This window comes from Streptomyces sp. NPDC052040, assembly GCF_044548405.1.
In the GTDB taxonomy this organism is placed as follows: domain Bacteria; phylum Actinomycetota; class Actinomycetes; order Streptomycetales; family Streptomycetaceae; genus Streptomyces.
In genome coordinates, this window is the sequence record NZ_JBIUBV010000022.1 from 43,103 (window position 1) to 66,078 (window position 22,976).

Sequence of the window (22,976 nt, forward strand, 5' to 3'; positions counted from 1 at the left end):
CGCCCCGCGGAGGAAGCGAAGAGCCGCACGAAGAAACGGGCCGTCCGGCGCGCGAGCCCCGTGCGCTCCGGCCCCGGCGCCCCTTGGTCGGCACCCTTGTCCCCGCGCCCGGGCCGGGGCGGACGCTCCTCCGCCCCGGCGGGCCGTCCTGCCCTACGGCCGGGGCGGATTGTCCCGGTCCTGGGGAGGCTGGAACTGGTCCCTGATCGCGTCGGGGCCCTTGTCGCCCTGCCCGGGGCGGCCGCGCATCGTCTCGTCGACGGTCCGGCCGGCGGTATCGTGCCCCTGGCCCATACGGTCCCCGTGCCCCTTCAGCATCTGCTTGAGCTTGTCCATCATGGACATCGTGGCCTCCTTGCCGATCTTCCCCCTCCCTCCAGCATCGGCGCCGTGGGCCGAGGGTGCATCCGCTGCGGGGGCGGCCGCCGCTCTCTGACACCGCCCCCGGGGCCCGATCGGCGCCCTGGGGATGCGGTGCCCGCGGGTGCGAGGTGGGATGAACAGGGCCCCCGGTGCGCGGAAAGCGGGCATGATGGCCGTCCGGGAGCCCGCCGAGCAAGCAGCAGGCCGCAAACAGCAAGCAGTGATCAGTGATCAGCCAGTGTCGTGGAGGCACGCATGGGCACCGCACGGGACCTGTTGACCGTCGCGCTGGACGCCGAGCCCGGCCGCCGCGCGGAACCGGGTGACCTGTCGCTCGCCCTCGCGGGAGCCGAGCTGCTGGACCTCGTGGAGCTGCGGGCCCTCGCCCTGGACGCGGTGGACCTCGTGCCCGCCGACCCGCCGGTGACGGACGACCGCCTGCTGCGGGAGGCCGGGGCCGAACTCGTACGGCAGCCGCCCTACGAGTCGGTCGAGGACTGGCTGTGGCGCCGGGGCCGGGGGCTGTCCTCGGCGTATCTGGCGGTCTTCGAGGAGGAGGGGCTGCTCGCCCGGCAGCGCCGCCGCTGGCTGCCCGCCTGGACCGGCGAGGCCACCCCGGCCGATTCCCCCGCCCGCCGGTACGCCGCGGAGCGCTGGGCCGCCGGGGAGCCCGTGCTCGCCACGCTCGGCGCGACCATCGGCATCCGTGAGGCGCCCCGGGAAGAGGGCCCGGACATCACGGAGGGCGTGACCGGGACCGTACTGGCCGCCGTCGACGACGCGGTGACCGAACTGACCGCCGTACGGCAGCGGCGGGCCATCGAGAAGGCGGCCTTCGACAACGTCTGGCGGGGCCCCTGACGGGTCCGGCGGCGCATGACCGTCCTCACCTGGCCGGGCGCGCCCCCTCGAACGCGTCGGGCGGCCCCGGGCGTACGGCAGCCGCACGCCCGGGGAGCCGGAGAAGTCGGAAGAACCGGAGGGTGCCCGCCGTGGCGGGCACCCCGGGACGTCAGTCCTCGTCCTTCTCCACCGCGACCCTCTCCGGCCGCGGCGGGGTGAACCCGTTGAGTCCGGGCGCCTGATGGGCCGGTGCGCCCTCCGCGGGCGCACCCTCGCCGTTCATGGACGACAGCAGCCGACGCGCCAGCCCCAGGCCGGTGCCGCCCATCGTCAGGGCCTTGGCGAACACATCGGCCATGCCGTCGGCGCCGTTGAGCAGCACCATGTTGTCGACATTGCCGAAGGCGGACGCACCCGCCCGGACGATCTCCGGCCACTGCTCGGCGAGCTGCTGCGCGACCACGGCCTCCTGGTTTTCGGCGAGGGCCGTGGCACGTGCCTTGATGGCCTCCGCCTCCGCCAGGCCCTGGGCCCGGGTCGCCTCCGCCTCGGCGAGACCCTTCGCCTGGGCGGCGGCCGCCTCCGCCTCACCGGTGGCCCGGGTGGCCTCGGCCGAGGCCGCACCGCGTGTCTTGGTGGCCTCCGCCTCGGCGCCCGCGGCCGTCTTCACCCGGGTCGCCTCGGCCGCCGCGGCCAGCTCGGTCTCCCTCGCCTTGGCCTGCGCCGCCGAGATCCGCGCGTCGCGCTCGGCCTCGGCCAGCGTGCGCTTCTCGTACGCCTTCGCGTCCGCGGGCTTGCGGACGTCCGCCTGGAGCTGCTGCTCCCGCCGGTTCGCCTCCAGCTCCGCGACCCGGGTCTCCTGCACCACGACCTCCTGGCGGGCCCCGGCCTCGGCGAGCGGACCCGCCTGACGGGCCTTCGCCGCCGCCTTGTCGCGTTCGGCCTGGTACCCGGCCTGGAGGATCTCGCTGTCCCGGGTCGCCTCCGCCATCCGCGCGAAGGACTGCTGCTCCGCCTCGGTGGCGAGCCGGTTCGCCTCGGCCTGCGCGATGCGCGCGTCCCGCTGCACCGCCGCCGCGTGCGGCATGGCGAGGTTCTGGATGTAGCCCGTGGGGTCCTCGATCTCGTGGATCTGGAGCGAGTCCACGATCAGGCCCAGCTTCTCCATCTCCGTACCGCAGGCGGCGCGGGTCTGGCCGGTGAGCTTCTCCCGGTCGCGGATCATGTCCTCGACCGTCAGCCCGCCCACGATCGACCGCAGATGACCCGCGAAGACGTTGTGCACCCGCTCCGACATCAGCCGCTGCTGGTCCAGGAAGCGGCGGCCCGCGTTGGCGATCGACACGAAGTCGTCGCCCACCTTGAAGATGACCACGCCCCGCACCTTCAGCGGAATGCCCTGCTGGGTCACGCAGTCCACATGCAGTTCGGTCTCGTTGAGGTCGAGCGAGAGCTTGCGCACCGCCTGCACACCGGGCAGCACCAGAGTGCCGCGCCCCGTGACGATGCGGAAGCCCATGCCTTCCTCGAGACCCTCGGTCCGATGCTTCGAACCGGAAATGATCAGTGCTTCGTTGGGCTCCGCGACACGCCACATGAGCTTGAAGACACCAACGATGAATACCAGCGCGAGGACAGCTGCCCCCGCGACGACGCCGATGACCATCGGCTACGCCCCCTTTGCCTGGTGCCGGGTCGGCACCGAACGAAGGGAGTCTGCGCCTGCGCAAGGGCGCAGAGAAGACACTGACGAATCCTTGTTGCAATCTTGATGCACGTCACTCACCTGCGCCGGAAGCGGCTCAACTGTCGTACACCGCATCGACGTACACCGTCCGCGGCGGCAGGTGCTCCACCACCATCACCACCGTGCCCCGCTCCATCCGGCCCTTGCCGTCCGCGGGGTAGGCGAGGAAGTGCTCGGCGCCGCCGCGCACCCGGACGATCACCTCGCCGACCAGCCCGGGCCCGACAGTCCCGGTGACCCGCCCCATCAAGCCCACCATCGACGCATCGTCCATGGCGACAGAGTACGGCCCCAACGGCCTTACGCGGCCCGCGCGTCGGCGGCCCGTGGATGCGGCGGCCAGCGCCCGGCCCACCCCTGGTCCGCCTCCAACTGGGCGGCCAGCGACACCAGCAGCGGTTCGCTGTGCGCCGGACCGAGCAACTGGGCCCCCACCGGCAGCCCTTCGCCCACGAAGCCCGCGGGCACGTTGACCCCGGGCCAGCCGAGCACGTTCCACGGCCAGGCGTACGGGCAGGCGGCGATCATCGCCCGGTCGGTGTCCCAGCCGCTCATGCGCGCGAGCGTCCCGATCCGCGGCGGGGGAGTCGCGGTCGTCGGAGCGAGGACCACGTCGTACGAGGCGAAGAGCGCCCCCACCCGCCGGTGCAGCGCCGCCTCCGCGCGCCGTGCCGCGCGCAGCGGCGCCCCGCCGAGCAGCCGTCCGAGCCGGACGGCGTCACGGGTGCGCCGGTCCAGCAGTTCGGGGGAGGGGACCTCGCTCGCCCACTCGGCCAGCCCCGCGGTCGCGCGCGGCAGGAAGGCGAGCCCGATCCGCCCGTAGCGCGGCTCCGCCTCCTCCACCGTGTGCCCGAGCGTGGCCAGCCGCTCCGCCAGCGCCAGCACCCGCGCCCGTACCCGGGGGTCCAGCCGGGCGGGCACCGCGGTGAACGGCGGCTTCAGCGAGAGCGCGATCCGCAGGCGGCCCGGGTCCCGCCCCGCCGCCGCAGCCACGTCGAGCGGGGCCGGGCGGTGCAGATCGCCCGCGTGGTTGCCGCTCGCGGCGTCCAGCAGCAGCGCCGCGTCCGCGACCGTGCGCGCGAGGGTCCCGTTCACCGTGATGCCCTGGAAGGACTCCGGGCGCGGCCAGGTCGAGATCCGGCCCCGCTGGGGCTTGATGCCCACCAGATGGGTCCAGCCGGCCGGGATGCGGACGGAGCCCGCGCCGTCCGAGCCCAGCGCGGCGGGCACCAGACCCGCGGCGACGGCGGCCGCGGATCCGCCCGAGGAGCCGCCCGGGGTGTGCTCCGGATGCCAGGGGTTGCGGGTGGCGCCGAAGGCGGGCCCCTCGGTGAAGGGCCACTGCCCCAGTTCGCAGGTGTTGGTCTTGCCGACGATCACGGCTCCGGCCGCCCGCAGCCGCCGTACCGCCTCGCCGTCCTCGGCGGCCGGGGGAAAGGCGCCGGGGCAGCCGAACGCGGTGGGTTCGCCCGCCACGTCCGTGTCGTCCTTGACGGCCAGGGGCACCCCGAGCAGCGGTCGGCGCACCCCGGCCGCGAGTTCCCGGTCGGCCGTGTCCGCCTCGGCGAGCGCGGCCTCCGCGCGCACGATCCGGAACGCGTTCAGCGAGGGCTGGGCCGCCTCGATCCGGGCCAGCGCGCGTTCGACGAGCGCGCGGGAGGTCACCTCACCGGCGGCGAGCGCCCGGGCGGACTCGGCCACCCCGGCGGTGCGGTCCGAAGCCATGGGGGCACCTCCGGGACGCGGACACAGGGTCTACCGAACGGTAACCGGTGCTCCGCGCGAAGGGAAGGAGACTCCAACTGCCGCCGCTGAAAAGCCCGTTGCGGGCCTTGCGAGGTACCCGGAGGCCGTCCCGCGCAGGCGTTCTGCTTAGATGCGGTGCGTCATGGCGCAGATACCGGAACAGCCCGTCCCCCCGTCGCCCGCACCGCCGACCGTGCCGACGAGTGCCGATGTGGCACGTCTGGCCGGTGTCTCGCGCGCGACCGTCTCGTACGTCCTCAACAACACCACCGCGGTACGGATCAGCGAACCCACCCGCCGCCGCGTCCGGGAGGCCGCCCGGGAACTCGGCTACGTCCCGCACGCCGCCGCCCGCAGCCTGCGCGCCGGGCACAGCCGGATGGTGCTGATGCCCGCCCCGACGGTGCCGGTGGGACCGCTGTACAGCACGTTCATCAATGAACTCCAGTGGGCGCTGGGCCGGTTGGAGTACACCGTGGTGCAGTACGGGAGCGTCGGCCTCCAGGGCGACGAAGCCGCCCGGGCCTGGGCCGAGTTGCGGCCGGTGGCGGTGCTCGTGACCGGCGGCGGCCCGGGCCCGCAGGGGGTGCGGCTCCTCAGACGCTCCGGCGCCCGCGCCGTCCTCACCCTCGGACCCGAACACGTCGAGGGCGCCCATGCGCTGCTCCTGGACCACGACGGGGTGGGGCACAGCGCCGGGGTGCATCTGCTGGCCCGGGGCCGCCGCCGGATCGGCGTGGTCGTACCGCGCGAGGTCGGACTCGCGCCCTACTCGGAACCCCGGCTGGCCGGTGTCCGCCGCGCCCTGCACGGCACCGGCGCCACCGTCACCGAACTGCCGCTCGCCTACGAGGAGGAGGCCGCCGCCGGTCTCGCGGCGCGCTGGCGTTCACTCGGTCTGGACGCCGTCTTCGCGTACAACGACGAGTACGCCATGCTGCTGATGCGCGCGCTCCAGGACGAGGGCATCGCCGTCCCGGGGGAGACGGCCGTGGTCGGCGCGGACGACCTGATGCTCGGCCGGCTGCTGCGGCCCAGGCTGAGCACCGTCCACATCGAACTGCCGTCCGGGCGCGAGCTGGCCGAGCTGGTCGACCGGGTGGTGCGCGACCCCGGCGGCGTCCCCGAGGTGCACCAGGTCCTCGGCGCGCGGATCGTCCACCGGGAATCGAGCTGAGCCCCCGCCCCGCGCGGGCGCGACACGCCCGGCGCGCGGCGGGGCCCGGGCTCACTCCCCGTCCGGCCCGCCCTGCCCCTGCTGCGCGGCGACGGCCTTGCGGACCTCGTCCATGTCCAGCTTGCGAGCCTGGCCGATGACATCGTCCAGGGCGGCCTGCGGCAGCGCGCCCGGCTGTGCGAACACGGCGACCTGGTCCCGGACGATCATCAGCGTCGGGATGGACTGGATGTCGAAGGCCGAGGCCAGCTCGGGCTGCGCCTCGGTGTCCACCTTGCCGAACACCAGGTCCGGATTTGCCTCGGCGGCCTTCTCGTACACCGGGGCGAACTGACGGCACGGCCCGCACCAGGACGCCCAGAAATCGATCAGGACGAACTCGTTGTCCTTGACCGTCTGGTCGAAATTCTCCTTGGTGAGCTCCACGGTCCTGCTCATGGTGTTTCCCTCTTCCTGGTCTCGGTGCGGGGCCGCTGGCGACAACGGCGGGTGCCGGTCATGTATTCCGCGCGCGTACCCGTGTGGCGCGGCGGCCACACAAACAACCAGACTGGCCCCATGACGGAAACGGAATCCATCGCTTACGACGTCGTGGTGCTCGGTGCGGGGCCCGTGGGTGAGAACGTGGCCGACCGCACCCGGGCGGCCGGACTCTCCACCGCGGTCGTCGAGAGCGAGCTGGTCGGCGGCGAATGCTCGTACTGGGCGTGCATTCCCAGCAAGGCCCTGCTGCGCCCGGTGATCGCCCGCGCCGACGCGCGCCGCGTCCCCGGTGTCGCCCATCTGGCACAGGGCCATCTGGAGGTACCGGCGGTCCTGTCCCACCGCGACTACGAGGTGTCGGACTGGAAGGACGACGGCCAGGTCTCCTGGCTGGACGGCATCGGTGCCGACCTCTACCGGGGGCAGGGCAGGCTCTCCGGCCCCCGCAGGGTCACCGTGAGCGGCCACGACGGTGAGAAGGTGCTCACCGCCCGCCACGCGGTGGCCGTGTGCACGGGCAGCCGGGCCCTGCTGCCCGACCTGCCGGGGCTCGCCGAGGTGAACCCCTGGACCAGCAGGGAGGCCACCAGTGCCAAGGCCGTGCCCGAGCGGCTGGTCGTGGTGGGCGGCGGTGTGGTGGCCGCCGAGATGGCCACCGCGTGGGCGGCCCTGGGATCGCGGGTCACCCTGCTGGTGCGCGGCAAGGGCCTGCTGCCGCGGATGGAGCCGTTCGCCGGGGAACTGGTCGCGGAGTCGCTGGCCGAGCAGGGCGTGGACGTGCGCACCGGCACGTCGGCCGAGTCGGTCCGCCGCGAGGGCGGCACCGTCGTGGTCGTCACGGACGCGGGCGACCGCATCGAGGCGGACGAGATCCTCTTCGCCACCGGCCGGGCGCCCCGCACCGAGGACATCGGCCTGGACACCGTCGGCCTGGAGCCCGGCTCCTGGCTGTCGGTCGACGACAGCCAGCGGGTGACCGGCAGCGAATGGCTGTACGCCGTCGGCGATGTCAACCACCGCGCGCTCCTCACCCACCAGGGCAAGTACCAGGCGCGGATCGCGGGCGCGGCGATCGCGGCCCGCGCGGCGGGCGTTCCGCTCCTGGAGACCGACCCCTGGGGCACCCATGCCGCCACCGCCGACCACGGGGCCGTGCCGCAGGTGGTGTTCACCGACCCGGAGGCGGCGGCCGTGGGGCTGTCCCTCGCGGAGGCTGAGCAGGCGGGCCGCCGGGTCCGCGCGGTCGACGTCGACCTGGCGTCGGTCGCCGGAGCGGGCCTGTACGCCCACGGCTACCGGGGCCGCGCCCGCATGGTGGTCGACCTGGACAGCGAGACGCTGCTGGGCGTCACCTTCGTCGGCCCGGGCGTCGGCGAGATGATCCACTCCGCGACCGTGGCCGTGGTGGGCGAGGTCCCGATCGACCGCCTGTGGCACGCGGTTCCCTCGTTCCCGACGATCAGCGAGATCTGGCTGCGCCTGCTGGAGGCGTACCGGGGCTGACCCCTCCCCACGGCGCCGGACAGCGAGAGCCGCACCAGGGCCGCTCGCTCCTACTGCTGAACCTCGATGACGTCGGCGACCACGCAGCTGACGTTGTCGGGGCCGCCGGAGGCGTTGGCGAGGGCGATGAGTTCCTGGACGGCCCGCTCGGGTTCGCCGGTCCCGGAGAGAACCCGGTGGATGTCCTGGGTCGGTACGACGGTCGACAGGCCGTCGGAGCAGAGCAGATACCGGTCTTCCCGTCGGGCGTCGTGGAGGCGCATATCGGGGGTGGTGTCGGCTCCTTGGGCCAGGGCCCGGACCAACAGCGACCGCTGGGGGTGGGAGGCTGCTTCTTCCGGGCTGAGGCGTCCTTCGTCGACCATCGACTGGACCATGGTGTGGTCGTGGGTGATCTGGAGCAGTTCTCCGTCACGCAGGAGGTACACGCGGGAGTCACCGATATGGACGAGGGCCAGCTGTGATCCGGTCCAGAGCATCGCGGTGAGTGTCGTGCCGGAGAGTCCGGGTGAAGAGCAGCTCCCGGAGATGTCGTGCACGGCCTGCTTGGCCTGTTCGACGACGTCCTCAAGGACGTTGAGGAGACCGTCGGCCGGGACGCCGTCGGTTTCCAGGTGCTTGAGCGCATCGATGGCGGCCGCGCCGGCAGGGGCTCCCTGGCTGCCGCAGCCGTCGGCGACGGCGAGCAGCCGGGGTCCGGCGTAGGCGGTGTCCTGGTTGCTCTCGCGGACGAGGCCCGTGTCGGACAGGGCGGCGTAACGGATTCCCAGGGTCTGGGCGGTCGGCGACATGGCGGGGTCCTTCCGTGACAGGTGGTCGACGAGGAAGGTGGCCAGGTCCCGCCGTGCGGCTGTGTCGGTCTCGACCTGGGCCCAGAACGCGCGGACCTCCTGCGCCGCGGCGACCGCATCCAGCGAGCCGACGTGCTGGATGCGGGCGAGCGGCATTCCCAGGCGGCGGAGCCAGGCGACCAGTCGGGCCTGGTCCAGCTGCTCCGGTGCGTAGAGGCGGTAGCCGGTCACCGGGTCGACGCGGGCGGGCGTCAGCAGGCCGAGCTCGTCGTAAAGACGCAGTGCCTTCGGCGACAGACGGGACGCCTTCGCGAACGCCCCGATGGTCAGCAAACCCATGCTCGTCCCTCCTCATGCCGAGCGCGTCGCCCGGCCCCACCGATGCTGTGGGCTCCCCCAAGGTGAAGGTCAAACAAGGTTTCCGCCCGGTCTCGTCCGATGGTCTCCCTCACCGATGGCCTGGTGCCGTCCCGGAGGCTCCGGGACGGCACCAGGGACGCGCGACGGCGTTTCAGGACGGGAGGTCGAATCCCAATTCTCGGGCGGCTCGGTGGGGGGTGGGCTGGGTCCAGCGGGTGGTCATCGCCTCGGCCGAGGAGAGCGAGCGCGGTTCCGCCCGGTCCAGATAGAGCGTGCCGTCCAGATGGTCCGTCTCGTGCTGGACGATCCGGGCGGGCCAGCCCGTGAACTCCTCGTCCACCGGCGCCCCGTGCTCGTCCAGCGCCCGCAGCCGTACCCGGGCGTGCCGGGCCACCACGGCTCCCCAGCCGGGCACGCTGAGGCAGCCCTCGAAGAACGCGGCCCGTTCGGGTCCGACGGCCTCGTAGGACGGATTGACCAGGACCCGGAAGGGCTGCGGCGTCCGCCCGCGTGCCGTCCGGATCTCCTCGGGGACCGGCGCGGGATCCTCGACGACCGCGATCCGCAGGGCCACCCCGACCTGGGGTGCCGCCAGCCCCACCCCGGGCGCCGCGTGCATGGTCTCCCGCAGGGCGGTGACGAAGCGCGCGAGGAGCGACGGGTCCAACTGGCCGTCGAAGGGTTCGGTGTCACGGCGCAGCACGGGATCCCCGGCCGTGACGATCGGCAACGGGCCGTCGGTGGCGAGGAGTTGCTCGACCAGATCGGCGAGGGGGCGGTCGGGGGAGTCGCTGCGGGCGGCATCGGAAGTCATCGGGCCAGCATGACAGGTGCGGCGTGTGGCGGTGGCGAGGGCCTGCCCCCGGAACCCCGGGGGCAGGGGCCCCGGGGTCATGCCTCCGTGAAGTCGCCTGCGAGTGCCGCGGCGAGCCGCAGATGCGGCGCGGCGTCGTCGTGGCGCCCCTGGCGCTGGAGCGTGCGCCCGAGCAGCAGCCGGGCGTAGTGCTCCACCGGCTCACGCTCCACGACGGTGCGCAACTCGTCCTCGGCGCGCCGCAGTTGGGCCGAGTGGTAGTAGGCGCGGGCCAGCAGCAGCCGCGGACCCGTCTGCTCCGGCACCTCCTCGACCAGGGCCTTCAGGACGCGTGCCGCCGCGGTGTAGTCCCTGGCGTCGAAGAACTTCCGCGCCCTCTCCCAGCGCTCCGCGGGCGTCCCGTGGTCGTAGTACGTCGTCTCCACAACGAGCCTCCTTTACGACCCGCACAACCCGCGGGGTTGGTTGAATATTCCACTACGACTGTGCGGGTCCGGCCCGGTGCGGGAGGGGCTGTGGCTACAGCGAGCGGTGCACCACGGAGGGTCCCCGGGCCGGCCGGACCGCCTCGGGCTCCGCCGGGGAGTCCGCGGCGACCGGGTCGCGCCGCACCACGACCGCGGCGGCGTCGTCGTCGAAGGTCCCCTCGCAGTACGCGATGATGTCGTCGCGCAGCCGGTCGATCAGGTGCTCCGGGCTCTCCGTCTCGGGCCACGCCGCGAGGCGCTCGGTGAGGGGATAGAAGCAGCCCTTCTTGTCGCGGGCCTCGGTGACTCCGTCGGTGTAGAGCACCAGTGAGTCGCCGGGCTCCAGGGCGAAGGTGTCCACGCCGCCCTGGGGTGCCTGCGGCAGCCCCATGCCGAGCGGGGTCGTGTACTGCCGGGGCGCCAGCACGGTGGCCTGGCCGTGGTGCAGCCGGATCGGCGGCGGATGCCCGCAGTTCAGGACGTGGATGACGGGTTCGCCGTCCGGGATGTCGACCAGGACCGCGGTGATGAAGGACTCCTCGGCGTCGGAGCAGTCCTTGGTCGGCTGGCACCTGCTCCACCCCACGATGGCGTCCAGCTCCGTGCGCAGCGCGGACAGCTCCGGTTCGCGGTGGGCCGCGCTGCGGAACGCGCCCAGGACCAGCGCCGCCTCCTCGATGGCGGGCAGCCCCTTGCCGCGGACGTCGCCGAGCAGCAGGCGCATCCCGGTTGTGGTGCGTACGGCGGCGTAGAGATCGCCGCCGATACGGGCCTGGTCGGTGGCGGCGCGGTAGGCGCTGGCGATACGCAGGGAGCCGATCCGCTCGGGCAGGGGGTGCAGCACCACCTGCTGTGCGGCCTCGGCCACCGAGCGCACCTGTCTCAGCTCCGCGGTGTGCCGCTCGCGCAGACGGCAGAACAGCACGGTGAGGGCGCAGATCAGTACGAGCGCGAGCAACTGGCTCTCGTGGTTGGAGGTGAAGATGCTGGTGCGGATCACGGAGATCGCCACCAGCGCCGCCACCGCGAGGGCCCCGATCGCGGCCGTGAGCCTGGAGCTGCCGAAGGAGGCGGAGAGCGCAGGTGCCACCACGAGCAGCGGTCCGAGGTGGACGCTCTCGGGCGCAAGGATGTCGGCGAGGGTGATCGCGACGATCAGGACGACCGGGACGGCGACGAGTGCCCGGTTCGACCGCCAGGACCAACCGACGTCTCCGTGCGGCTGGAGGGACATACCTCCTGGATACACCCAGGTGGCGGCCCGCGCGTAGTCGATGGGTGATTTCAGCGGGGGCGGCCGGGGCCCCGGCCGGGGGGCTGGGCCGGGGGCGGCACGGGCGGCGGCGCCTGCACGGGACGGGTCAGGGGCCTGCCCGGCGACACCCTCACCGGCTCCCCGCAGTGGCTGATCCGGAGGCTGTCCCCGCCGATGAGGGAGTACGTGACCCCCCTCTCGGTGATCTCCACGCGTATGCACGACCCGCGGACCTGCACCGAGAAGGCGAGCCTGCTCAGTTCCGCGGGCAGCCGGGGCGTGAAGGACAGGGTCTCCCTGTGGTGGCGCATCCCGCCGAAGCCCGCGACCAGCGCGATCCAGGAACCCGCCAGCGAGGCGATGTGCAGCCCGTCGCGGGAATTGCGCTCCAGGTCCTCCAGATCCATCAGGGCCGCCTCGCGGAGATAGTTGTAGGCCAGGCTCAGATGGCCGACCTCGGCGGCGATGACGGCCTGGACGCACGCCGACAGCGAGGAGTCGCGGACGGTGAGCGCCTCGTAGTAGGCGAAGTTCCGGGCTTTCTGGCCGTCGTCGAAGGCGTCGCCGCGCAGATACATCGCCAGCACCAGGTCCGCCTGCTTGACCACCTGCTTCCGGTACAGCTCCAGATAAGGGTGGTGCAGCATCAGGGGATAGTCCTCGGGGCGGGTCCGGGAGAAGTCCCAGACCTGATGGCGGGTGAAGTCCGCGGCCTGCTCGTGAATGCCGAGCGCGCTGTTGTACGGCACGCTCATCGCCTCGGCGGCGGCCTCCCAGGCCGCGGTCTCCTCCTCGGTCACCCCGAGCGCCTCGGCCTGCCGGGGATGGCGCTCGGCGGCCGCGGCGGCGGCCCGCAGATTGTCCTGCGCCATCAGATTGGTGTACGCGTTGTCGTCCGCGAGCGCGCTGTACTCGTCGGGTCCGGTGACCCCGTCGATGTGGAAGCGGCCGCCGGAGTCCCGGTGACCGAGGGACAGCCACAACCGGGCCGTCTCCACGAGCAGTTCCACACCGGTGTCGCGCTCGAAGGTCTCGTCGCCGGTGGCCGCGACATAGCGCAGTGCGGCATGGGCGATGTCGGCGTTGACATGGAACGCCGCGGTCCCGGCGGGCCAGTAGCCCGAGCACTCCGCGCCGTCGATGGTGCGCCAGGGGAACGCCGCCCCGTCCAGGCCGAGTTGACGGGCGCGGTCGCGCGCCGCGGGCAGGGTGTTCTGCCGCCAGCGCAGTGCCGCGGCGACACTGCGCGGATGGGTGAAGGTGAGCAGCGGCAGCACGAAGATCTCGGTGTCCCAGAAGGCGTGCCCGTCGTAGCCGGAGCCGGTCAGGCCCTTGGCGGGGATGGCCCGCTGCTCGGCCCGGGCGGCCGCCTGGAGCACATGGAAGAGCGCGAAGCGGACGGCCTGCTGGATCTCCGCGTCGCCGTCGACCTCCACATCGGCATGGAGCCAGAAGTCGTCCAGGACGGCCCGCTGCTCGTCCAGCAGGCCCTGCCAGCCCGTGCTGCCCGCCTCGGCGAGCGCGGCCTCCGCCTGGTCCCGCAGGGCCGTCAGCGAGCGCAGCCCGGACCAGCCGTAGGAGACCAGTTTCTCGAGGCGGAGCTTCTCGCCGGGCTTGAGCTGGGTGATCACCGTGAGCCGGGCGACGTCCTGCGAGCTTTCGCTGGTGGTCCGGGTGGTGGGCGGCCCCTGCACGATGTGGTCGGCGGCGGCCGCGATCCGCAGACCGCTCCGCTCGGTGCGGTGGACGAGCCGCAGCCGCGTCCCCTCCGCCCAGTGCTCCTCCGACCGCAGCGGGGACTGGAGGGCGGCGGCCACCCGGGGGTCGTCGCTGGGCTGCGGCAGGGGCTCGTTGGCGACCAGTTCCGACTGGATGACGATGCCCACCTCGTCGTCCAGCGGTTCCACCTCGTAGACGATGGCGGCGATGGCCCGATGAGCGAAGGAGACCAGCCGGGTGGAGCGCACCCGGACCGCCTTGCCCACCGGGGAGACCCACTCGCATGTGCGGTGCAGCACCCCGTCCCGCAGGTCCAGCGTCCGCTCGTGGGAGCGGAGGTGCCCGTAGCGCAGGTCGGCCTGCTCGTCGTCCACCAGCAGTCGGATGATCTTGCCGTCGGTGACGTTGATGACCGTCTGGCCGGACTCGGGATAGCCGTACCCGGCCTCGGCGTAGGGCAGCGGATGCACCTCGTGGACGCCGTTGAGATAGCAGCCCGGCAGTCCGCGCGGCTCGCCCTCCTCCAGGTTGCCGCGCCAGCCGATGTGTCCGTTGGACAGGGCGAAGACCGACTCGCTCTGCGCCAGGACGTCCAGGTCGAGCCCGCTCTCCCGGACGCACCAGGGCTCCGTCCCGTAGGACGGATGGCTGATCACGACGTGTCTCCGGCCCGCCCGTCGCCGCCGGGCGTTGCGAAGTCACCGGCAGGCCGGTGCAGAGCCATGTCCGCTATGTCGTGTCTGGTCATGGTTCATACCTTCCCGCTCGGTCGGCCCTCCATCCCCGTCGACCCCGGGGGAACGGCGTTTCCCGCGGGCTCCGCGAAGGGTGTGCGCGGTTCCTGGATGCCCCTCCGTGCACGGTTCTTGCCCCTGCCCGCACACATGCTCTGAACAGTGCCTTTACCGGTCGGGGCGGTCCCAGGCTGGATGCCGGTGGCTCGCTCGGTGAGACCCCGGCGCCGGGCTGCCCCGGCACCCGCAGCACGCTTCGAAGGGGGCCGTATGAGCCTGACGCCCGCATCCGCCGATACCCGCAGCACCCGGGACACGGGCGCACCCGCCGCCGACGGCCCCCTCCGGGGCGGCCCGCCCGCCGACGAGCGCACCCTCGGTTTCCTGCGGATCCGCACGGTCCGGGGGACGGCGGGCACGAGTGTCCACGAGCCCGGCTGCGGGGCCGTGGAGCCGGGGCTGCTGCTGGGCTTCCACAGCCTCGGCCGGGCACTGCTGCTGCGGCGCGGGACGACGGAGGAGTGCGGCCCGGACGACCTCTTCGTCTGCGACGGCGGGGAACCCTTCGCGCTCCATGAGCCGGAGGACTTCACCCTGCATCTGGTGCGTGTGCCGCGCCGTGTCCTGGCGCTCGGGGAGGACCGGGTACGGGCCCTGTGCGACCGGCCGCCGTTCGGCGACGGGGCGGTGGCGCCGCTGCTGCTTCCGCTGCTGCGGGAACTCGTCGGCGCCCCCGAGGCGTACACCCCCCGGACGGCACTCCGGCTGGCCGGGGGCGTCGCGGAGTGGGCCGCCCTGCTGGCCGTCGAGAACCTCGACACCGGACCGCGGGATCCCGGTGCCCGGGAGACCGGTGCCCGGGACACCGGCGCTCGGGAGACCGGCGCTCGGGACGGCGGCCCGGAGCGCCATGCGCTGGTCCGCCGGGTGCGCGCCCATGTCGACGCGCAGCTGTGGGACCGGGACCTGACGCCCGCGGCCGTGGCCGCGTCCCAGCACATCTCCATCCGCTATCTGCACAAGCTCTTCGAGGACCACCACAGCACGATCGGCCGCTGGATCCAGCACCGCAGGCTGGAGGAGGCGCGCAGGGAACTGGCTCGCCCCGGACGGGACGACACCACGGTGTCCGCGGTCGCCCGTCGCTGGGGCTTCGCGAACGCCACGCACTTCAGCCGCAGCTTCCGGGCGGTGTACGGGATGTCCCCCAGCGACTGGCGGGATCACCGGACGCGGGTGGCGGGAGAGGAGGGTAGGGGTGGCCGGGGGCCGAAACGCTGAGCCCGTAGGGGAGGCGCAGGCCGGTCGAAGGGGCGGCCGGTAGGAGGGGCGGCCGGTAGGAGGGGCGGGCCCCAGAAACCGGCGGCCCGGGGTCAGCCGCCCGTGGCTACCGGCATCGGCGCCTCCGCCGTCTCCGTCGCGATCGCCAGGCGGCGCCACTGCTGTGGCGACTGTCCGTGGACCGCCTTGAAGGCGCGGCTGAAGTGGGCCGCGTTGCGGAAGCCCCAGCGGGAGGCCACCACGGAGATGGAAGGGCTGACCCGGCCCCGGCGCGCCAGCTCCCGGGCGCACTCCTCGACCCGGCGGCGCAGGATCAGGCGGCCCACGGACACCCCCTCGCCCTGGAAGAGGCGGTGCAGATAGCGGACCGAGATGAGATGAGCCCGGGCGACGCCCTCCGCCGAGAGGCCGGGGTCGCCGAGATGCCGGTCGATGTACTGGCGGATCGTGAGGATCAGCTGCTGGGGCCCCGTCCGGGGCGGTCCGTCCGGCGCGGCGCAGACCTCGTGGACGTCCTCGGCCAGCGCCGCCACCAACTCCGTGACGATGCCCCCGAGCCGCTCGCCCACCGCCGGGGGGATTCCGGCCGCCGACTCGTCCAGGCGCCGCAGCAGCGGCGCGAGGAGCGCGGCCACCCCGGTCGTCGGCGTAAGGGCGCGGGCGGTGAGGGTCCGCAGCACGTCTCCGGGAAGCTGCAGGGCGTGCGTGGGGAAGCGGAAGAACAACGCCCGTGCGGAGTCCCGCTGTTCGACCGAGAAGCCCCGGCGCAGATCGATCAGCGCCAGCTGCCCGCCCGCCACCTGCGCCCCGCGGCCGTCCTGGACCAGCAGCACGGTGCCGTCCCGGGGCACCAGCAGGGCGACCGCGTCTCCGCCCGCCCCCGTGTCCCCGGCGGCCTCGCGCGCGCCGCGGGTCACCCGCAGCGGCCCCGCCGCGCAGGCGATCAGACGCACATAGCCGAAGTGATGCAGTGTCACCGACCGCGACGGGAGCCCGCCCGGCCGGGGGCGGTCGGGGACCGGCGCCAGCCACCGCGCCACCACGGCACCGGCGGCACAGGACTCGACGGCACCCGGCGGGCCCGCCGCTTGGGACGGAGCGCTCACGAGTGATCCCTTCGGCCGCCCTGGACAACAGGTGAACGGTGCGCGGGAGTACGGCCGGACGCCGCGCCCCACGCCCCCTCCGCCAGTCTCCGGCGGTCCCGCCGGAGGGCGTTAGGTCACATGACTGCACCTCGCCGCGTACGGGGGAGAAGACGGACGGCGGCCGAAGTGTGCACGCAGCGGCACGGGTGAGTACGGTGGCCCCGCCCGGTCACCGGTGGGGCGCCCCCTAGGCTGGGGTGCGCATGCGGGCCCAGGGTCTCTGGCCGGGTCCGCCGCCGAGCGTCCGCGCCCTCGACCGGCAGCGGCTGCGGAACGCTCCCCGCACGGCCCGTGATTCGCCCTCCCCGCGCAGGAGTTGAACCGTGGAACAAGACCGTCCGGCCCGCAGCGCGATGCCTGTCCTCGAACGGCAGGTGCGGGCCTTCGTCGAGGCGTACGCGTGCCCCGCGGCGGAGGACGGCGAGACAGCCGCCTCCCGGGCGCGCATGGCGGCCCTGTGGAACGGCGACGGCCGGGACGAGCCCGACATCGAGGTGGAGTGGCTCGCCCTGCCGGGAGACGGCGGCAACCGGATCCGGGTCCGGATCCTCCGCCCGGCCGGCAGCCGGGAACCCCTGCCGGTGGTGCTGTATCTGCACGGCCTGGGCTGGATGCTGACCGACGCGCACGCACACCGGCACCTGGTGGCGGACCTGGTGCTCGGCGCGGACGCCGCCGTGGTGGTCCCCGAGTACGAGGGGCCGGAGGACGCGCGCCACCCCGGCGCGGTCGAGCGCGCCTACACCGTCGCCCGGTGGATCGCCCGCCACGGTGCCCAGTGCGGGCTGGACGGCACCCGGATGGCCGTGGTCGGCGCCAGCGCGGGCGCCCAGCACGCCGCCGCCCTCGCCCTGGTCGCGCTGGAGCGCGGCGGGCCGCCCCTCTGCCAGCAGGTGCTGCTGTGCCCGGTGACCGACGCGGCGATGGACACCCCCTCCTACCGCCAGTTCGGCGACGGTTACTTCCTCGGCCGGGCCGCCATGGTCCGGTACTGGCAGCAGTACGCGCCGGACCCGCGGACCCGGACGCTGGGCACCGTCTCGCCGCTGCGCGCGCCCGCCCACCGGCTGCGCGGACTGCCGCCCGCCCTTGTGCTCACCGCCGAGGCCGATGTGCTGCGCGACGAGGGCGAGGCGTATGCGGCGCGGCTGAGGGAGGCGGACGTCCCGGTGGTCTCGGCCCGCTACCACGGCACGATCCACGGGTTCGTCCTGTTCGACCTGCTCCGCGGCACCCATGCGTCACGGGCGGCCCGCATCCAGGCCACGGACACCCTGCACGCCGCACTGCACACCGCCGCCGCACCCCGCTGAGGGGCCGTCGCCGCTGCCCCGGTCAGCGGCCTTACGGCGCCTGCGCCCCCACCTCGGACGGGCCGCCGCCGTGCTGCCGCCGCCATTCGCTCGGCGACTGCCCGTACGCGGCCCGGAAGCGCCGGGTGAAATGGCTGGGGCTGCTGAAACCGCAGCGCGCGGACACCGCGGCGACGGTGAGCCGGTCGTAGCGCGCGGAGCCCAGCATCTGGCGTGCCCGGCTGAGCCGCTCGGCGATCAGCCACTGTTCCAGACTGATGCCCGCCCCGCCCAGTACGGCGTACAGACGGCGCTCCGAGACGGCGTGCGCGGCCGCGATCCCCGCCGGGGTCAGCTCGCGGTCCGCGAGATGGCTCCGGACGTGACCGAGGATCCGGGTGACGAGGGTGTCGTCCAGCACCGACCGCGCCGCGGCACTCTCCGCGGAGTGCGCGGCGGTCAGCAGCAGCGCCCGTACCAGGCCCGTGGTGGCGCTCGCCAGGGCGGACGCGCCGGGGTCCGCCTCCAGCCCGCCCGGATCCCGCCACAGATCGCGCAGATGACCGAGGACCAGGTCGTACAGCGGACTGGCACGCAGCCGCAGGGAGGCCTCGACCACCGTGTCCACCGGCACGTCCAGGCGGGTCATGTCGAACATGACGGACTGCGAGGCCCCGTCGCCGGGCCAGCCGTAGCGGCGGGGCGACAGCTCGTGGAACACGCAGATGTCGTCGGCCCGCAACAGCCGCCGGCGGCCCTCGGCCTCGGCGCGGTGAACGCCCTCGGGCTGGAGCGAGACCGAGACCACCGGACGGCTCCGGTGGTGGCGCACATGCCGTTCCTCGCGCCGCACCTCGAAGCCGGAGTTGCGGGTGGCGAAGAGGTCCAGATCGCCCACCCGCCACAGCTCCATCCGGGCATGGATCCCCGTCGCGGGCTCCTCGTGCACGATGTCGTTGGGCACCATCGAATCCGTCAGCGCATGACGGAACGCCTCCACCCGCTCGCGCGGCGACACCGTGCCGAGATCGAGCAGCAGCACCACGGCCTCCCCTCCGCCACCGTTCTCACCGACTCCCCGCATCCTCGAAGCCCGGTCCCGCGGCCCGCAATCTCCGGCGGCGGACCCGGCACTGGGGGACACCTGCCGTGCACGCTGGGACAGGCGCCCGCCCCGCCGCTCCGCGCCGGACCCTAGGGTCTTTCGTTTGGGTCGGGCCGGGTCAGGGAGCGGTGCCAGGGCCCGCGAGCCCGGCCTGATCCACACTCAAGACCCTAGGCCCGGGGCGCCTCGACGGGGACGTGCAGCGGGCGGGCCAGCCCGGCCACCGCCTCGTCCAGTCGCTGGAGATGGCGCAGCACCCGGTCCGTCACCCGGCCGTAGCGCGGCGCCCGGAGGGTGCCCGGATGGAGCATGGACGCGATGCTGGGGCCCGTCTCGACGGCCGCGGTGGTCTCCTCGTCGGTGAGGTGCGTGGCGAGGGTCTCGATGTTGTGGACGATGCGCCGGCCCGCGCCGCGCAGCCGGGGGTCTGCCGAGATCGAGGGGTGATGGGGCAGCAGTTCGGCCGTGGCCGCCAGGGAACGGGCGTGGTAGGCGCAGGTCTCCAGCATCGCCACGATGTAGCGGGCGGTGTCCCGGCGGGCCCGCAGCGGGGTGATCGGATGCACCAGCGGTTGGGTCGAGGCCCGCAGGTCGGCCAGCGCCTGGTCCAGTTCCCGGGCCCGGTCGAGCAGATCGACCGCGTGGCCGCCGCTCAGCTGGCCGACCGCCCCCTCGGTGACATCGGCGAGCCGGGTCAGAGTGGTGGCGAGCAGTTCGTTCGTACGGCGATGGGTGTGGATCGGCAGCACCACCGCTGCCGCAACGATTCCGCAGACCACCCCGAGCGCCGTCTCCTCGATGCGCAGCAGCAGCACGGAGGCGCTGTAGGTGTGCAGCAGGGTGTACAGGAGGCCCAGCATGGCGGTCACGAAGAAGGACATCAGCGTATGGGTCAGCGGCGCCGTGTAGAACATCGCGAAGATGCACAGCAGGACCAGGGCGAACGCCGTCCAGGTGTGGTGCCCGACCAGTCCGGCCAGCCCGATGCCCGCCACCACGCCGAGGACCGTCCCCACCAGCCGCCGGGAGCCCTTGACCAGGATCTCGCCGGTGGAAGCGGTGTTGATGAAGACGATCCAGCAGGTCAGCACGGCCCAGTACCAGCGCTGGGTGGAGAGGAACTCACCGCCGACGATGGCGAGCGCCGACCCCACGGCCACTTGTACGGCCGCGCGGGTGGTGGGGCGTTGCAGTCCGGTCGGCTCCTCCTCCTCGGCCCGCGCCGCCTCCTCGCTGCCGCCGATCGAGGCGTCCTCCGCGTCCAGCTCCTCGCGCGAACGAGCCGTGGCGGGGGTGTCGTCGGACTCGTCCTGGGGCCCGTCCAGCGCGGTCCGCAGCCCGAGGACCGCGCGCGCCGCCTCACCGATCCCGCGGAAGACGTCCTGCACGGCGGCCGGGGCGGGCGGAAGATTGTCCTCCTCCCGGTAGCCGAGGAGCCGGTTGCGCATATGGGAGAGCGCCGTTCCGGTGTCCTGGGCGACGGGCCGCAGCACCAGCAGGCGCAGCGCCGCCAGATCGCGGTGCAGGGTGGCGGTGGCCTCGTCCCGCATGGGCAGCGGACGGCCCGAGGGCACGGGCGCGCCCGGCAGATGCAGGGTGATGGTGTCGGCCCGCTCGGCGCTGCGCGCGGTGAGCAGCAGCAGCCCCAGCCGCTCGGCGGTGATCTCGGCGTCGGCGATACGGCGCTGCACCAGCCGCGCCATCGACTCGTCCGAGGTGCCCTCGTCCAGCCGCGCCTGGATCATCATGGCCGTCTCGTGCAGCGCGGCGGTCCTGCGGCGCACCTCGTCGAGCACCTTGGGCAGATCTTCCGGCTCCGCGTCGAGCAGGGCGAGCTGTGCCGAGATCAGCTGCGCCAGCCGGGCGCGGAAGGCCGCGCGCAGCCGGTCCAGGATCTTGGCGGGCAGCTCGGGCACCAGGGCGAACCGCACCACGGCGGCGCACCCGAAGGCGACGACCAGCGTGAGATACAGCCCCGGCAGTCCCTGGACGGTCGTGCCGACGAAGAGGGAGAGGAAGTAGACCTGGAAGCCGATCAGGCCCAGGGCAGTGCCGCGGTCACCGAACCGGCGGCCGTAGACGGCGCTGAAGATCAGCGCGACGAAGAAGAGGTCACCGGCCACCCGGTGGGAGTTCAGCAGGGCGCTCAGTGAGACCGCGGCCAGCGCCACCGGCAGGCCCAGGGCCAGCGTGACGGCCTGCGGCACCCGTTCGTTCTCCCGGATGGCGAAGGTGGCGACCATGGCGGCGATGGATCCCGCCACCAGATGGGGCACGTCCTCCCGCAGCAGGGCCAGCACGGCGAGGGTCAGCGCGATGGAAGACATCGTTCTGAGCCCGGCCGTGAGCCGCAGCAGTCCGGGGTCCGACGCCGCGAGGCGTTCCCCAGCTCTCACTCGAACCGCTCGAACCGCCCGAACCGCCACGCGCACTCCGCCGCACTCTCTTCCGCGTCCCGTCATGATCCCTTTCCAGCATCGCATGCTGCGCGGGAACCGAACGGCGGCGACCGGTGCCCCCTCCGTGCGGGCACCGGTCGCATGGGGACGCAGGGCGCGGAATCAGACCGCGGGCACCGGATACGTCGGGTACTCCACCCCGGAGACGTACTGGACGACGCGGATGACCTGGCAGGAGTAGCCGAACTCGTTGTCGTACCAGAGGTAGAGGATGGCGTTGTCGCCCTCGACCTTGGTGGCCCCGGCGTCGACGATCGAGGCGTGCCGCGAGCCGATGAAGTCGCTGGAGACCGCGTCGGGGGCGGTGGTGAAGTCGATCTGGCGCTTCAGCGGCGAGGTCAGCGAGATCTCGCGGAGGTGGTCGAGGACCTCCTCGCGGGTGGTCTCCCGGGCGAGCTGGAGGTTGAGGATCGCGATCGACACATCGGGCACCGGGACCCGGATGGAGCTGCCGGTGATCCTGGCCTTGAGGTCGGGCAGCGCCTTGGCCACGGCGGAGGCGGCACCGGTCTCGGTGATGACCATGTTGAGCGGCGCCGAGCGGCCGCGGCGGTCGGCCTTGTGGTAGTTGTCCAGCAGGTTCTGGTCGTTGGTGAAGGAGTGGACCGTCTCCACATGGCCGCGCAGCACGCCGTACTCGTCGTCCATCGCCTTCAGCGGCGGCACGATCGCGTTGGTGGTGCAGGAGGCGCAGGACAGGACCCGCTCGTCCGGCTTGAGCGTGTCGTGGTTGACGCCATGGACGATGTTGGGCACGTCGCCCTTGCCCGGGGCGGTCAGGACCACCTTGTCGATGCCGGGGCGCAGATGCCTCGACAGGCCCTCGCGGTCGCGCCACTTGCCGGTGTTGTCGATGAGGATGGCGTCCTTGATGCCGTACGCCGTGTAGTCGACCGAGGCCGGGTCGTCGGCGTAGATCACCTTGATCGCGTTGCCGTTGGCGATGATCGTGTTGTTCGCCTCGTCGACGGTGATCGTCCCCTGGAACTGCCCGTGGATGGAGTCCCGGCGCAGCAGCGAGGCGCGCTTGACGAGGTCCTCGGCGGCGCGGGCGGCGTCCCCGCGGACGACGACGGCACGCAGCCGCAGTCCGCTGCCGGAGCCGGACTTCTCGATGAGCAGCCGGGCGACCAGACGTCCGATGCGGCCGAAGCCGTAGAGGACGACATCGCGTCCCGCGCTGCGCTCGATCTTGTGGGCGCCCGTCGCCCCGGCCACGGCCTCGGCGGTGAACTCCGCCACCGACAGGCCCCGCTCGTCGTTGCGGTAGGTCTCGGCGAGCATGGCGAGGTCGATCTGGGACGGGCCGAGGTCGAGTGCGGCGAGTGCCTGGAGGAAGGGCATCGTCTCGGTGACCGAGAGTTCCGCGCCGGCGATCTGCCGGGCGAACCGGTGGGTCTTGAGGATGCTGACCACCGACTTGTTCACCAGGGAGCGGCTGTGCAGCAGGACCGTGACGTCCCGCTCGCGGTGCAGCTTCCCGATGATCGGGATCATCGACTCCGCGATCTCCTCGCGGATCTTCCAGTTGGTGAACGAGTCGTCATTGACAGTCACAGGCTTATCTTTCGAGCTAGGAGGCGCTCATATGGTAAACCCATGGGTCCGAGGACCCCTCGGGGGGTGGCCCGTACCGGCCCGGAGCAGGCGAAAGCCCGGCGGCGCGAGGCCGCCGGGCAGGGTGGGGCA

19 protein-coding genes are annotated in these 22,976 nt (G+C 73.2%); 5 read left to right on the forward strand and 14 right to left on the reverse strand.

From position 1 onward, the window contains the following. Positions 1-153: 153 nt before the first annotated feature. Complete coding sequence (locus ACIHAA_RS29615) at positions 154-345, reverse strand: antitoxin (protein ID WP_399822517.1); 192 nt, start codon at positions 343-345, stop codon at positions 154-156. A 273-nt stretch (positions 346-618) separates the two neighbouring features. On the opposite strand from ACIHAA_RS29615, the gene ACIHAA_RS29620 reads away from it, so the two are divergent. Further along, on the forward strand, positions 619-1,224 hold the full coding sequence (locus tag ACIHAA_RS29620; RefSeq protein ID WP_399822519.1) for a GPP34 family phosphoprotein: 606 nt from the start codon (positions 619-621) through the stop codon (positions 1,222-1,224). Positions 1,225-1,375: 151 nt separating this feature from the next. On the opposite strand, the gene ACIHAA_RS29625 is transcribed toward ACIHAA_RS29620, so the two are convergent. The 3 genes from ACIHAA_RS29625 to ACIHAA_RS29635 all read right to left on the reverse strand — a co-directional run bounded on the left by ACIHAA_RS29625 (position 1,376) and on the right by ACIHAA_RS29635 (position 4,678). Further along, entirely contained in the window at positions 1,376-2,872 is a 1,497-nt protein-coding gene (locus ACIHAA_RS29625; protein WP_399822520.1) for a flotillin family protein, read from the reverse strand. A 136-nt stretch (positions 2,873-3,008) separates the two neighbouring features. Continuing rightward, complete coding sequence (locus tag ACIHAA_RS29630) at positions 3,009-3,227, reverse strand: hypothetical protein (protein ID WP_399822522.1); 219 nt, start codon at positions 3,225-3,227, stop codon at positions 3,009-3,011. Positions 3,228-3,253: 26 nt separating this feature from the next. Continuing rightward, the gene (locus ACIHAA_RS29635) at positions 3,254-4,678 is read right to left on the reverse strand and encodes an amidase (RefSeq protein ID WP_399822524.1); all 1,425 of its coding nucleotides are present in this window, start codon (positions 4,676-4,678) and stop codon (positions 3,254-3,256) included. 151 nt (positions 4,679-4,829) lie between these two features. On the opposite strand from ACIHAA_RS29635, the gene ACIHAA_RS29640 reads away from it, so the two are divergent. Beyond that, complete coding sequence (locus ACIHAA_RS29640) at positions 4,830-5,876, forward strand: LacI family DNA-binding transcriptional regulator (RefSeq protein ID WP_399822526.1); 1,047 nt, start codon at positions 4,830-4,832, stop codon at positions 5,874-5,876. Positions 5,877-5,927: 51 nt separating this feature from the next. On the opposite strand, the gene trxA is transcribed toward ACIHAA_RS29640, so the two are convergent. Further along, a complete protein-coding gene (trxA, locus tag ACIHAA_RS29645; RefSeq protein WP_399822528.1) occupies positions 5,928-6,314 on the reverse strand; it encodes a thioredoxin in 387 nt (128 codons plus the stop codon). A 120-nt stretch (positions 6,315-6,434) separates the two neighbouring features. Between trxA and ACIHAA_RS29650 the strand changes: the two genes are divergently transcribed. Then, entirely contained in the window at positions 6,435-7,862 is a 1,428-nt protein-coding gene (locus ACIHAA_RS29650; RefSeq protein ID WP_399822530.1) for a dihydrolipoyl dehydrogenase family protein, read from the forward strand. Between the two features lie 50 nt (positions 7,863-7,912). On the opposite strand, the gene ACIHAA_RS29655 is transcribed toward ACIHAA_RS29650, so the two are convergent. The 5 genes from ACIHAA_RS29655 to ACIHAA_RS29675 all read right to left on the reverse strand — a co-directional run bounded on the left by ACIHAA_RS29655 (position 7,913) and on the right by ACIHAA_RS29675 (position 13,924). Continuing rightward, the gene (locus tag ACIHAA_RS29655; RefSeq protein WP_399822532.1) at positions 7,913-8,992 is read right to left on the reverse strand and encodes a MerR family transcriptional regulator; all 1,080 of its coding nucleotides are present in this window, start codon (positions 8,990-8,992) and stop codon (positions 7,913-7,915) included. 172 nt (positions 8,993-9,164) lie between these two features. After that, the gene (locus tag ACIHAA_RS29660) at positions 9,165-9,827 is read right to left on the reverse strand and encodes a peptide deformylase (protein WP_399822533.1); all 663 of its coding nucleotides are present in this window, start codon (positions 9,825-9,827) and stop codon (positions 9,165-9,167) included. Positions 9,828-9,904: 77 nt separating this feature from the next. Further along, positions 9,905-10,252, reverse strand: coding sequence for a tetratricopeptide repeat protein (locus tag ACIHAA_RS29665; RefSeq protein WP_399822535.1), 348 nt, complete (start codon positions 10,250-10,252; stop codon positions 9,905-9,907). Positions 10,253-10,346: 94 nt separating this feature from the next. After that, positions 10,347-11,528, reverse strand: coding sequence for a PP2C family protein-serine/threonine phosphatase (locus ACIHAA_RS29670; protein WP_399822537.1), 1,182 nt, complete (start codon positions 11,526-11,528; stop codon positions 10,347-10,349). Positions 11,529-11,578: 50 nt separating this feature from the next. Further along, positions 11,579-13,924, reverse strand: a complete 2,346-nt coding sequence (locus ACIHAA_RS29675) for a glycoside hydrolase family 65 protein (protein WP_399822539.1) — start codon at positions 13,922-13,924, stop codon at positions 11,579-11,581. 348 nt (positions 13,925-14,272) lie between these two features. Here ACIHAA_RS29675 and ACIHAA_RS29680 point away from each other — a divergent pair, with 348 nt between their 5' ends. Further along, a complete protein-coding gene (locus ACIHAA_RS29680) occupies positions 14,273-15,283 on the forward strand; it encodes an AraC family transcriptional regulator (protein WP_399822541.1) in 1,011 nt (336 codons plus the stop codon). A gap of 92 nt (positions 15,284-15,375) precedes the next feature. Here the strand turns inward: ACIHAA_RS29680 and ACIHAA_RS29685 are convergent, their stop codons facing one another. Next, complete coding sequence (locus ACIHAA_RS29685; protein ID WP_399822543.1) at positions 15,376-16,389, reverse strand: helix-turn-helix domain-containing protein; 1,014 nt, start codon at positions 16,387-16,389, stop codon at positions 15,376-15,378. Between the two features lie 365 nt (positions 16,390-16,754). Between ACIHAA_RS29685 and ACIHAA_RS29690 the strand changes: the two genes are divergently transcribed. Next, positions 16,755-17,744 carry an alpha/beta hydrolase fold domain-containing protein gene (locus ACIHAA_RS29690; protein ID WP_399822545.1) on the forward strand — a complete coding sequence of 330 codons (990 nt, stop codon included), beginning with the start codon at positions 16,755-16,757 and terminating at the stop codon, positions 17,742-17,744. Between the two features lie 31 nt (positions 17,745-17,775). Here ACIHAA_RS29690 and ACIHAA_RS29695 read toward each other — a convergent pair whose 3' ends face one another. The 3 genes from ACIHAA_RS29695 to ACIHAA_RS29705 all read right to left on the reverse strand — a co-directional run bounded on the left by ACIHAA_RS29695 (position 17,776) and on the right by ACIHAA_RS29705 (position 22,844). After that, positions 17,776-18,765, reverse strand: a complete 990-nt coding sequence (locus ACIHAA_RS29695) for an AraC family transcriptional regulator (protein ID WP_399822547.1) — start codon at positions 18,763-18,765, stop codon at positions 17,776-17,778. Between the two features lie 233 nt (positions 18,766-18,998). Beyond that, a complete protein-coding gene (locus ACIHAA_RS29700) occupies positions 18,999-21,155 on the reverse strand; it encodes an FUSC family protein (protein ID WP_399822549.1) in 2,157 nt (718 codons plus the stop codon). Positions 21,156-21,389: 234 nt separating this feature from the next. After that, the gene (locus ACIHAA_RS29705) at positions 21,390-22,844 is read right to left on the reverse strand and encodes a glyceraldehyde-3-phosphate dehydrogenase (protein ID WP_399822551.1); all 1,455 of its coding nucleotides are present in this window, start codon (positions 22,842-22,844) and stop codon (positions 21,390-21,392) included. Positions 22,845-22,976: the final 132 nt, after the last annotated feature.

What these genes read in the sequence shown, in the direction of transcription:
- ACIHAA_RS29615 (WP_399822517.1), bottom strand. Translation starts at nt 345, where the DNA reads ATGTCCATGATGGACAAGCTCAAGCAGATGCTGAAGGGGCACGGGGAC.
- ACIHAA_RS29620 (WP_399822519.1), top strand. Translation starts at nt 619, where the DNA reads ATGGGCACCGCACGGGACCTGTTGACCGTCGCGCTGGACGCCGAGCCC.
- ACIHAA_RS29625 (WP_399822520.1), bottom strand. Translation starts at nt 2,872, where the DNA reads ATGGTCATCGGCGTCGTCGCGGGGGCAGCTGTCCTCGCGCTGGTATTC.
- ACIHAA_RS29630 (WP_399822522.1), bottom strand. Translation starts at nt 3,227, where the DNA reads ATGGACGATGCGTCGATGGTGGGCTTGATGGGGCGGGTCACCGGGACT.
- ACIHAA_RS29635 (WP_399822524.1), bottom strand. Translation starts at nt 4,678, where the DNA reads ATGGCTTCGGACCGCACCGCCGGGGTGGCCGAGTCCGCCCGGGCGCTC.
- ACIHAA_RS29640 (WP_399822526.1), top strand. Translation starts at nt 4,830, where the DNA reads ATGCGGTGCGTCATGGCGCAGATACCGGAACAGCCCGTCCCCCCGTCG.
- trxA (WP_399822528.1), bottom strand. Translation starts at nt 6,314, where the DNA reads ATGAGCAGGACCGTGGAGCTCACCAAGGAGAATTTCGACCAGACGGTC.
- ACIHAA_RS29650 (WP_399822530.1), top strand. Translation starts at nt 6,435, where the DNA reads ATGACGGAAACGGAATCCATCGCTTACGACGTCGTGGTGCTCGGTGCG.
- ACIHAA_RS29655 (WP_399822532.1), bottom strand. Translation starts at nt 8,992, where the DNA reads ATGGGTTTGCTGACCATCGGGGCGTTCGCGAAGGCGTCCCGTCTGTCG.
- ACIHAA_RS29660 (WP_399822533.1), bottom strand. Translation starts at nt 9,827, where the DNA reads ATGACTTCCGATGCCGCCCGCAGCGACTCCCCCGACCGCCCCCTCGCC.
- ACIHAA_RS29670 (WP_399822537.1), bottom strand. Translation starts at nt 11,528, where the DNA reads ATGTCCCTCCAGCCGCACGGAGACGTCGGTTGGTCCTGGCGGTCGAAC.
- ACIHAA_RS29680 (WP_399822541.1), top strand. Translation starts at nt 14,273, where the DNA reads ATGAGCCTGACGCCCGCATCCGCCGATACCCGCAGCACCCGGGACACG.
- ACIHAA_RS29700 (WP_399822549.1), bottom strand. Translation starts at nt 21,155, where the DNA reads ATGTCTTCCATCGCGCTGACCCTCGCCGTGCTGGCCCTGCTGCGGGAG.